Source organism: Streptomyces sp. (assembly GCF_036524955.1).
Lineage (GTDB): Bacteria > Actinomycetota > Actinomycetes > Streptomycetales > Streptomycetaceae > Actinacidiphila.
Map to the genome: position 1 here is coordinate 1 of NZ_DATDBG010000024.1, position 9,885 is coordinate 9,885.

At 74.2% G+C, this 9,885-nt stretch carries 9 protein-coding genes; 5 read left to right on the top strand and 4 right to left on the bottom strand.

Features of this window, described 5'->3' with window-relative positions; translation table 11 throughout:
• The coding region (locus tag VIW71_RS02065) for a hypothetical protein (RefSeq protein ID WP_331620103.1) at positions 1-1,224 on the top strand (1,224 nt) is incomplete at its 5' end.
• Here the strand turns inward: VIW71_RS02065 and VIW71_RS02070 are convergent.
• Positions 1,212-2,063, bottom strand: a complete 852-nt coding sequence (locus VIW71_RS02070; RefSeq protein ID WP_331620104.1) for an extensin family protein — start codon at positions 2,061-2,063, stop codon at positions 1,212-1,214. The genes VIW71_RS02065 and VIW71_RS02070 overlap by 13 nt on opposite strands.
• 211 nt (positions 2,064-2,274) lie before the next feature.
• Here VIW71_RS02070 and VIW71_RS02075 point away from each other — a divergent pair, with 211 nt between their 5' ends.
• Together VIW71_RS02075 and VIW71_RS02080 are read left to right on the top strand one after the other, a co-directional pair.
• Positions 2,275-2,598, top strand: coding sequence for a hypothetical protein (locus VIW71_RS02075; protein WP_331620105.1), 324 nt, complete (start codon positions 2,275-2,277; stop codon positions 2,596-2,598).
• Positions 2,599-2,668: 70 nt separating this feature from the next.
• A complete protein-coding gene (locus tag VIW71_RS02080; protein WP_331620106.1) occupies positions 2,669-3,739 on the top strand; it encodes a protein phosphatase 2C domain-containing protein in 1,071 nt (356 codons plus the stop codon).
• A 306-nt stretch (positions 3,740-4,045) separates the two neighbouring features.
• Here the strand turns inward: VIW71_RS02080 and VIW71_RS02085 are convergent, their stop codons facing one another.
• The gene (locus tag VIW71_RS02085) at positions 4,046-5,200 is read right to left on the bottom strand and encodes a ThiF family adenylyltransferase (protein WP_331620112.1); all 1,155 of its coding nucleotides are present in this window, start codon (positions 5,198-5,200) and stop codon (positions 4,046-4,048) included.
• A gap of 295 nt (positions 5,201-5,495) precedes the next feature.
• Here VIW71_RS02085 and VIW71_RS02090 point away from each other — a divergent pair, with 295 nt between their 5' ends.
• Positions 5,496-6,779 (top strand): M14 family zinc carboxypeptidase, encoded by a 1,284-nt coding sequence (locus VIW71_RS02090; protein ID WP_331620107.1) that lies wholly within the window; start codon positions 5,496-5,498, stop codon positions 6,777-6,779.
• A 69-nt stretch (positions 6,780-6,848) separates the two neighbouring features.
• On the opposite strand, the gene VIW71_RS02095 is transcribed toward VIW71_RS02090, so the two are convergent.
• On the bottom strand, positions 6,849-7,880 hold the full coding sequence (locus VIW71_RS02095) for an aspartate-semialdehyde dehydrogenase (RefSeq protein WP_331620108.1): 1,032 nt from the start codon (positions 7,878-7,880) through the stop codon (positions 6,849-6,851).
• A gap of 136 nt (positions 7,881-8,016) precedes the next feature.
• On the opposite strand from VIW71_RS02095, the gene VIW71_RS02100 reads away from it, so the two are divergent.
• Positions 8,017-8,427, top strand: a complete 411-nt coding sequence (locus VIW71_RS02100) for a GNAT family N-acetyltransferase (RefSeq protein ID WP_331620110.1) — start codon at positions 8,017-8,019, stop codon at positions 8,425-8,427.
• Positions 8,428-8,455: 28 nt separating this feature from the next.
• Here the strand turns inward: VIW71_RS02100 and VIW71_RS02105 are convergent, their stop codons facing one another.
• A complete protein-coding gene (locus VIW71_RS02105) occupies positions 8,456-9,712 on the bottom strand; it encodes a GNAT family N-acetyltransferase (protein WP_331620111.1) in 1,257 nt (418 codons plus the stop codon).
• Positions 9,713-9,885: the final 173 nt, after the last annotated feature.

The window sequence follows — 9,885 nt, forward strand, 5'->3', positions numbered from 1 at the left end:
CTCGAACTCGCCGCGCAGGCGGCCGGCCGCCTCGGGCACGGCGGGGCGCTGGACCCCCTCGCCCCGGCCGGTGAGCCGCTCCCCGCCGTGGTGTCGGTGGTGCGGCAGCGCCCGGCCGAGTGGTTCGCCGCCGAACGGCTGAACCTGACCGCCGCGGTCCACCTGGCCGGCCGCCTCGGGCGTCCCCACCTGGCCGGCGACCTCGCGCTCCAGCTCGACGGCTACCTCGTCATCCGCTACGACGAGGCCGAGCGGGAAGCGGTGCTCCGCTCGGCCATCGCGTGCTGGCCGGACCCGGCCGCGCCCGACCGCCGACTGTCCCGTCTCTACTTCGCGCTGTGCTGGGCGACGTACCAGCAGGACCGCTACGCAGAACTCGCCGATGCGGCGGGTCACGCCCTCACGGTCGCCACCCGGGTCGGCGACCCGGAGATCATCGCGGACGCCACGTGGCAGGTGGCCAAGGCCACGGCGCTGCGAGGCCGGCTGCGGAGCGCCGCCGAGCTGTACCGGAAGTCCCTGGCCGAGGCCAGGCGGCGGGGGCAGTCCGACCGGAGTCTGGCGTACGCGTTCACCGGGCTGGCCAACGTCCTCGCCGACCTCGGCAGGCCGGCGGACGCGGCCGGCCATTACCGTCAGGCGCTCAGCCACCACCGGGCGGACGACCGCACCAGGGTCGTCATCCTGCTGCGCTTCGCCGAGGCTCTGGCGGACGCCGCGGAGGGACAGCAGGCGGTGGAGCTGCTGGCCGAGGCGCAGGGGATCGTCACCGTCATCGGCGACGACGTGGGAGCGGCGCACGTGGAGCGGCTGCACGGCCTCATCGACATCACGCACCGCGACTGGGCGCGGGCGAGCGCGCGTCTGCAACCCGTCCTGGCCACTCTGCGGGACCACCGCGACGCGCTCGGTGTCGTCCACGTCCTGCGCGCCCTGGGCGACGCGGCCATCGGCGCCGGGCGGTCGGTCACCGCCCGGCGCCACCTCGCCGATGCCCTGACGGCGTGCCACCCCATGGGCGCACCCGTCGAGACCGCCCGCATCGAGGCCCGGCTGGCCGCGACGTTCCGGCTGTCCGGCGAGCTGGCTCCGGCCGACGCCCACACCGCGGCGTACCGGAGCACGCTCGCCTCCCTCGCGCTGCCGGAGGCGAGCCTGCGCCTGCCCGGCCACGTCCGCGCGCTGCTGCCCGCGCGGCCGGAGCCGGCCGGTCAGAAGGCCTGATCGCTGAAGCCGTGCCGCGCCACGCGCGCCAGCATGTTCTGCCAGGAGGTGACATCGGTGTGCGGGTTGCCGGTGATGCCGAGCTGGGACTTGGCCTGCTGGAAGGCGTTGTCGGTCAGGGGCCCCCAGGCGCCGTCCACGGCCAGGCCGGATCCCATGAAGTTGTTGCACATGGACTGGACGAACACCGTGTCGCTCCGGGAGCCCTTCACGCACAGCGTCGGCAGGTCGGCGAAGTCGGAGTGGATGTGGTCGGCGTGGTCGGAGTTGTACCAGCCGTCGAGCACGTACCGGAACCGCCTGCGGCACGTCGCGTCCACCGCCAGGTAGCGACGGCGCAGGGTCCGGTTGCTCGCGGCGTGGTGGCCGTCCAGCGGGGAGGACTGCGTCCCGCCGGCCCAGCGCACCAGGTCGAGGTCCATCGCCGTCCCCGCGCCGTGCTCGCCGGGCTTGTTGACGTAGAAACCGGCCGACACCAGGAAGTCCACCGCTCCGAGGCCGCCGTCCGAGGACAGGTCTCTCAGGTCGCGTATCCACAGGACGAGCCGGTCGTAGAAGGCGTCGGTGCACTGCCAGTCGCGCAGGGTGGTGTTGCCCCGGGCGCTGCGCCAGTAGTAGACGGGCGTGCCGTCGATCCGGCTGAACGTCCTCATCGCCAGCGTCTGAGGGGCCTGCATGGTCGCGGGCAGCTCCGCCGATTCCGCCGCCCGGGCCCCCCGCGCCACCGAGGCGCTTCCCGCGGTCACCACGGCAGCGGCGCCCATGCCTCCGAGGAACACCCGCCGATTGATGCCCTGCCCCAGCCCACCGGCCGACCCGCGTGCCGCTTGCTCCCGCATGCCGTGCTCCTTCGCAGTCTCGGTTCACCGATCGCTGCGATGCTGAAGGGCACGACTCATACGCGGCTCACGCGCGACTCATCCCGATCTCACACGACGGTCACGGGCGACTCGCCACCCGGGCGGTGCGCACCAGCACGGCGGCGAAGGCAGCGTCGTACGGGGTCGCGTCGGCGCACGTGACGGCCCCCGGTGCGACGAGATGCGGCACATGGTTCGCGTGGTGGTGCTCTTCGACGAACGCACCTCCGGCGACCGCGTGACCCTTCTGACCGACTCCAGCTATCACGGCGCGATCCTCATGTCGCGGAAGTACCTGGCCGACCGCTCGGCACAGGGCCAGTCGGCCGGGGATCTCGTACACGAGGCGACGCACAACTACGTGAACTCGTTGTTCCTCTCCGGCGTGCGGGTGTTCAGCCGGCCGACGGACAAGCTGTACGCCACGCCGCCCCGACCCCCGGCCGCTGCCCGGCGCCCGGCGGTGCCACGCACCCCCAGGGCGAAGGTCACCCCGCAGGAGTGCGTCGCTTGACCTTCCCCCTGGGGGAACCCCCAGCATCGGTGGAGCCGGGCGAAGGGCCCGGCATGAGAGGGAAGCGGGCATGGAACTGCTGGGCATCGGCGCGTTCGCCAAGGCGTCACGGCTCTCGCCGAGGGCGCTGCGGCTGTACGACGAGCTCGGCCTGCTGACACCGGCCCGCGTCGATCCGGTGAGCGGCTACCGCTTCTACGCACCCGGGCAGCTGGAGCAGGCCCGGCTGGTGGCGTGGCTGCGCCGCCTGGGAATGCCGCTCGCCCGCATCCAGCGCGTCCGCGCACTGGAGCCGGCCGCGGCGGCCCGGGAGGTCCGCTCGTACTGGGCACGTGTCGAGGCCGAGACCGCCGCGCGGCGGGATCTCGCTTCCTTCCTCATCGACCATCTGTCCGGGAAGGACCCCGCCATGTCCCCGACCGCCGCCCCACCGCTGGAGATCCGTTACGCCGCCCTGTCCGACACCGGCCTGGTCCGCGAGAGCAACCAGGACACCGCCTACGCCGATGCCCGGCTGCTCGCCGTCGCCGACGGCTTCGGCAGCGGCGGAGCGCCGGCCGGCGCCGCCGCCGTGGACGCGCTCAAGGCCCTGGAGACCGACGGTGTCCCGGCCGGCGAACTGCTCAACCTCCTGGAGGACGCCGTCGCACGGGCCACCCGGGCGGTGCACGGCGTCGCCGCGGCGGACCGGGCGCCGGGAGAGGTCGGCACCACGCTCACCGCGATGCTCTGGACCGGCTCGCACCTCGCCCTCGTCCACATCGGCGACTCCCGCGGCTACCTGCTGCGCGACGGCGGGCTCTTCCAGATCACCCACGACCACACCCTGGTCCAGTCAATGGTGGAGGAGGGACGTCTCACCGCCGAGGAGGCCGCCTCGCATCCGCAGCGGTCCCTGCTGGTACGGGCGCTGGCGGGCGACGGCGAGGGCACGCCCGACCTGCGGCTGCACGAGGCCCGGCCGGGGGACCGCTACCTGCTCTGCTCGGACGGCCTGTCCGCCGTCGTGCCGCCCGACGGGATCCGCCGGGTCGTGACCTCGGTCGCCGACCCGGCGGAGGCGGTACGCGAACTGGTCGCCCTGGCCAGGGAACACGGCGGCCCGGACAACGTGAGCTGCGTCGTCGCCGACGTACGGTAGGGCGCACCCTCGGCCGAGGTTCTTCTCCAGCGCCGCGACGCAGTTGTTGACGGGGTGGTCGCGTACACCGTCGCCGGCCGGTGCGAAGGGGTCCCCTGCGGCACCCGGACCTGTGCCGGATGCGACTGGCCGGGGGTGCGGGGGCCGGGCGGCCCCTGGGGCTGCCGTCGGCGGGGCGCGGACCGGTACGTCCTGGTGGTGGCCGAGATCGCCGGACGGGCTCCGCTTCGCTCGGCCTCGCCCGTTCGCCCGCCCTCGGACGCCTGGACGGGCCTGGTTTCGGTACCCCGCGGGGCTTCGCTGTCCTCAACCGCCGGACGGGTTCCGCTTCGCTCGGCCTCGCCCGTTCGCCCGCCCTCGGACGCCGGACGGGCTTGTGCCGCAGGCAGGGCAGTCGGTTCGACGGGGGTGCCGCTGCAGGACCGGGTCGCCGAGGGACATGAGATTGACGCCGTAACGGAAGCCGGGCTGCATCGGGGGCACGCCGGTGAGGAGGGCGAGGGCGGCGTGGGCGACGAGGGTGCCGGAGAGGGAGGCGGTGACCGCGCTCGCAGGGTTCCAGGGCATGCGCGGGGAGGCGGCGTCCTCGCTCTGGCCCGGGCGCAGGCGCAGGTCGCGGCGTTCGTCCTCGCCGGCCCGCTGGCACTCCCAGCAGGGGCCCTCCCCGGGGACGTGGACGCCGGCGGTGACCAGGGGGCCGCGGTAACCGCCTTCCACCCAGGGAAGGCCGAGGCGAAGGCAGACGCGGTTCGCCCAGCGGCGTATCTCCGGGGGGCGGTCCGCGCCGAGGACCAGGAGGTCGTACCGGGCCGCGGTCAGCAGCGCGATGAGGTCGTCTGGGCCGCAGACCTCGCGGCACTCGGAGGTGACCGTCACATCGGAGTTGAGCGCCTGGAGTGCGGCGCGGGCCGCCGTCGCCTTGGGGCGGCCGATGTCGGCCTCGCGGTAGAGCAACTGGCGGTTGAGGTTGGACAGTTCGACCACGTCGGGGTCGACCGCGTGGAGGTGACCGACGCCGGAGGCGACCAGCAGTTGGGCGGTGGCCCCGCCCGTACCGCCGACGCCGAGCACCAGCACGCGGGCGCGGCGTAATCGCAACTGCGCCTTCCAGGGGGTGGCCCGCGGGCTGAGGTCCATCCAGCGCAGCAGTGCGACGCCGCGGGCGTGCCGTACCCGGTCGCGGGCGCCGAGCCCGGCGGGCAGCGGCGCCGCCGCGTCGTCCACGAAGCCCGCCTCGCGCAGCTCGGCCATGGCCGACCGGACCGAGTCCACCGGCACCCCCGGATGCCGGGCGGTGACCTCGGCGGCGATCTGCGGCGCGCTGCGGCTGCCGTCCATCGCCTCGGTGAGGGTCCAGACCCAGCCGTCCGCGTCCTCGATCTCGGCGCCGATCCCGTAGATCACGCTGCCGATCCTGACGTTGCCGTCCACCGTGCGGTACGCCCGGTGTTCCGGTTTGATACGGGGCCGCAGCAGGCCCCCGTCCGGCTCGCCGGGTCCGCCGCCGACCCCGTGCGACTGCCCCGCACCCGTCACCTGGCCCCCTTGCGTAGGTAGCACGCGTGCTCTTGACAACTGTCGCGGGGTCACCGGACTCTTGGCAAGGCGCGGGGGAAAACCGGGGGTAAAACGGCCAACTCCCCTGCGTGGCAACCGATTTGAGGGGAGTCACTATGGCTACCACGATCGTCATCCGGCCGCTGGACAAGAAGGAGACCACGGGCGACAGCAACGCGTCCGGCACGTGACGTCGGCTATGGCCGACGCGTACCCCAGCGTCGCGGAGGTCGCTGCGGCGGCCTCCGCGTTCGCGCGTTCGCACCCGGGATTGTGCGCGCTGCGGGAGATCGGACGGTCACGGGAAGGCCGGCCGCTGCGGGTGCTGACGGTGGGGCGGACCGGGGCCGGCCGGCGCAACGTGCTCGTGGTCGCCGGGCCGCACTCCGACGAGCGGATCGGTCCCGCCACCGCGCTGAAGCTGGCCGGACGCGTCGCCGCCGACCCCCTGCTGCACGCCCGGGCGGGCGCCGCCTGGCACTTCCTGCTCTGCCTCGACCCGGACGGGACGATACGCAGCGAGGCCGGGCCCGCCGTCCGCCGCACCCCGGCCGAGCACTTCCGCCACGCCTACCGCCCGCCCGCCGACGAACAGCCCGAATGGGCACCCTCGATCCGCCCGGCCGACGACCAGCTCCCCGAATCCCGGGCACTGGTCGACCTCATCGACGAGCTGCGGCCCTTCCTCCAGTGCTCGCTGCACGGCAACGACCTCGGCGGGAGCTGGATCCAGCTCACCCGTGACATCCCGGGGCTCGCCGAACCGCTGGGCAAACTCTCCGCCGAACGCGATGTGCCGGTGCAGACCGGCACGTACGACGCGCTGTACTGGCCGAGCTCCGGCCCCGGCGTCTACGTGATGCCCGCGCCCGGCGAGCGTGCCCAGTTCGAGAGCCTGCCGGAGGACGTCAACCGCTCCACCTGGATCCGCCCGCACCGCTACGGCGGGATGACCGCGCTCTTCGAGGTGCCGATGTGGGCCAGCCGGAAGGTCGCGGACACCGCGCCGCACCCGGACCCGGCCCGCGCGATGGCCGGGCTCGCCGCGCTGCTGCGGCGCCAGTCCGACCGTACCGGCGTGCTCCTGGACCGGGTCCGGCCGCTGCTGCCCGACCCCGGCTCCCCGGCCGCCCGGCCGCTGCTGCGGATCGCCGCCGAGCTGGCCGGGATCTGCCGTGACGTCGCCGACGACTGGGACCGCCTGCACCCCTCCCCGGTCCCGCTCACCCTCGCCCACCTCAGCGCCCTCGACATCGCCGCCCGCCGCATCTCACTGCGGGTCACCGGCGTCCTGCTGCGGCTCCTGGACGGGCTGCCGGGCCCGGCGGAGGCCCGCGTGCGGGCCTCCTGCGAGCAGCAGCTCACCCGGTGGGCGGGCGAGCTGGAGGCCGGACACCACCTGGCGTGGGTGCCGGTCACCGATCAGGTGGGGTTGCAGTCGGAGACGGTGCTGGCCGCGTTCCGGCTGCTGAACGAGGGGTAGCGACCGGCCGCACGACGCGGACGGCCGCGGCTGTCCGGCGTCGTGCGGCCCGCACGAGGGGCCGACGCCTCAGACCGCCGCCAGCTCCGCCGCCACCAGCTCCGCCACCTGTACGGCGTTGAGCGCCGCGCCCTTGCGCAGGTTGTCGTTGGACAGGAAGAGCGCGAGACCGTGGTCGACCGTCTCGTCCACGCGGATGCGGCCCACGTAGGACGCGTCCCGGCCGGCCGCCTGCAGCGGGGTGGGGATCTCCGACAGTTCGACGCCGGGTGCCGCGGCCAGCAGCCGGTACGCCCGCTCGACGCTGATCGGCCGGGCGAACCGGGCGTTGACCTGGAGCGAGTGCCCGGAGAAGACCGGGACCCGGACACACGTGCCGGACACCTTGAGCTCCGGGATCTCCAGGATCTTGCGGGACTCGTTGCGGAGCTTCTGCTCCTCGTCGGTCTCGAAGCTGCCGTCGTCCACGATCTTCCCGGCCAGCGGCAGCACGTTGTACGCGATCGGGCGCGCGTACACCTCCGGCTGGGGGAACTCCACCGCGCCGCCGTCGAAGGCGAGCCCGTCGGCGGCCCCGGTGACCTTGAGCGCCTGGCTGTGCAGCTCGGCCACCCCGGACAGACCCGACCCGGACACCGCCTGGTAGGTGGTGGCGACCATGGCGATCAGCCCGGCCTCCTCGTGCAGCGGGCGCAGTACGGGCATCGCGGCCATGGTCGTGCAGTTCGGGTTGGCGATGATGCCCTTGGGGCGGTGCGCCAGCGCGTGCGGGTTGACCTCGGAGACCACCAGCGGCACGTCGGGGTCGCGCCGCCACGCGGAGGAGTTGTCGATCACGACCGCGCCCTGCCCGGCGACCTTCTCCGCGAGCGCCCGCGAGGTGGCGCCGCCGGCCGAGAAGAGCGCGATGTCCAGGCCGCTGTAGTCGGCGGTCGCGGCGTCCTCGACGACGACCTCGCCGTCGCCCCACGGCAGCGTGCGCCCCGCCGACCGCGCCGAGGCGAAGAGCCGCAGCTCCGTCACGGGGAACTTCCGCTCGGCCAGCACCTTGCGCATGACTCCGCCGACCTGTCCGGTCGCTCCGACGATTCCGATCCTCATGCGGTCTCTCTCCGATCTTGGTCGCGCTCCCGCCCCGTCGTTCGAGTATCCCCCGGGCCGGCCGTACGGCGCGGGGGGATTTCAGGTGCCGAGACGCACCCGGGCCGGCGCGGGTGGCGGACCTACGCTGACCCGCATGTACGACATCTCCGCCGACCCCGCCCGCCTCGACGTCCCGCGCGTCCACCGGTGGCTGTCCACCGACGCCTACTGGGCGCTCGGCCGCACCCTCGCCACCCAGGAGGCCGCGATCGCCGGCTCGCTCAACTTCGGGGCCTACGACTCCGCCACCGGCGAGCAGCACGCCTACGCCCGGGTCGTCACCGACCGCGCCACCTTCGCCTGGCTCTGCGACGTCTACGTGGCCCCGGCCGCCCGCGGCAAGGGCCTGGGCACCGCGCTCGTCACCGCGGTCCGCGACCACCTGGCCCCGTACGGCCTGCGCCGCATCCTGCTGGCGACCGCCGACGCGCACGGCGTCTACGCGAAAACAGGCTTCGAGCCGCTGACCGACCCGGGGAAGTGGATGGCCCTCGGCCTCCAGTAGCCGTCGGGCCCACGCACCGCCCCGGGGATCAGAAGACCTCCGGGCACCACGGGCGGCGCGGGGTGCGGAACAGGGCGTCGGCGGTCCTGGCCGCGCCGGTGCGGTGCTCGGTGATCCGGCCGAGGGCGGCCAGCCGGACGGGCGATTCGTCACCCAGGTAGAGGCAGCCCAGGCCGGCTATGTCCAGGGAGAGATCGGCGGAGGCGCCGGCCGGGGCCGGCCCGCAGACCGCGGCGCCCGAGGCGTCCGTCTCCAGCAGGAAGCGGCCACCGGACAGGCCCGACGCGTCGCTCACGTCCAGGACCAGGCAGGTGGCGCCGCCCGCGTACGTGCGGGCCGACAGGGCGGCGGGCACGTCCAGTACCCGCAGCCACATGAAGTCCGCGTACGTCTCGGTACGGGCCGCGCGCGGGTCGCCGAGCAGCAGCGGCAGCAGGTCGTCGGGGGCGCGGTGTCCGGTCTTGAGCACCGTCACCCAGTCCAGGGAGAGCAGATACCCCCACAGGGCCGCTTCGGCAGCCGGGGTGGCGGCGATCAGCTGCCGTACGGTGGCGTCCACCTTGGGCAGCTTGTTCGGCCAGTACTCGTCGTCGATGTCGTACGCGACCAGGCCGTCGACCCGGCCGTCGGCATCGCGGTAGAGGGCGTAGAAGGGTTCCTTCCACTCGAAGGACGGCAGCCGCCGCTGTCCGGTGAACAGCTCCCACCAGTGGCCGGTGCGGTTGATCGCGCCCGTGGTCACCGCGCGGACCCGCTCGTGCAGCGCGGGCCCGGCCTTCCGCACCTCGGCGATGGTCGACAGGTCCACCCGGCCGCCGTCGGCGGGCCCCGCGTACCGGGGGTCCCGTCCCGCCCGCGGCACATCGACCGTCCAGTCCGTGACCCAGGTCGCCGGACCGAACCCGTACCGCCCGTAGATCGGGTACTCCGCGGCCACCAGGATCGACACCGCGTCGCCGCGCTCCATGGCGTCCGCGAGATCCGCGGCCATCAGCCGGGTGGCCAGACCCCGGCGGCGGTGCGTGCCCGTCACCGACACGTTGGTGACGGCGGAGGCGGAGACCGTGCCGCCGCCCGGCACGGTCAGCTCCCGCGGCATGCTGCGGAACGTCGCCACGCAGCGGCCCTGGTCGAACGCGCCCCTGGTGCGCGCCAGATCGTACGTGGGACGGCGCGCCGCCACCTCTTCCTCCGACACGGAGGGCGAGATGAGGAAACCGGCGTGCAGCGCGCGCAGCCAGTCGGCGACGTCGGAGTCGTCCAGCGTTCGAATGTCGAGGGCCATGCGGGCACGCTAGGCCGCGCCGGGCCTGCCCGCACCCGAATAACGCCCGGCCCGCGGCGTCCGTCCGCCCTCGACCGCCGGACGGGCTGGGTCGCGCTGGCCCGGGTGGGCTTCGCCGTCCTCGACCGCCGGACGGGCGCGGTTTCCCGTGCCGCGCTGCGGGGGCGCGGGAA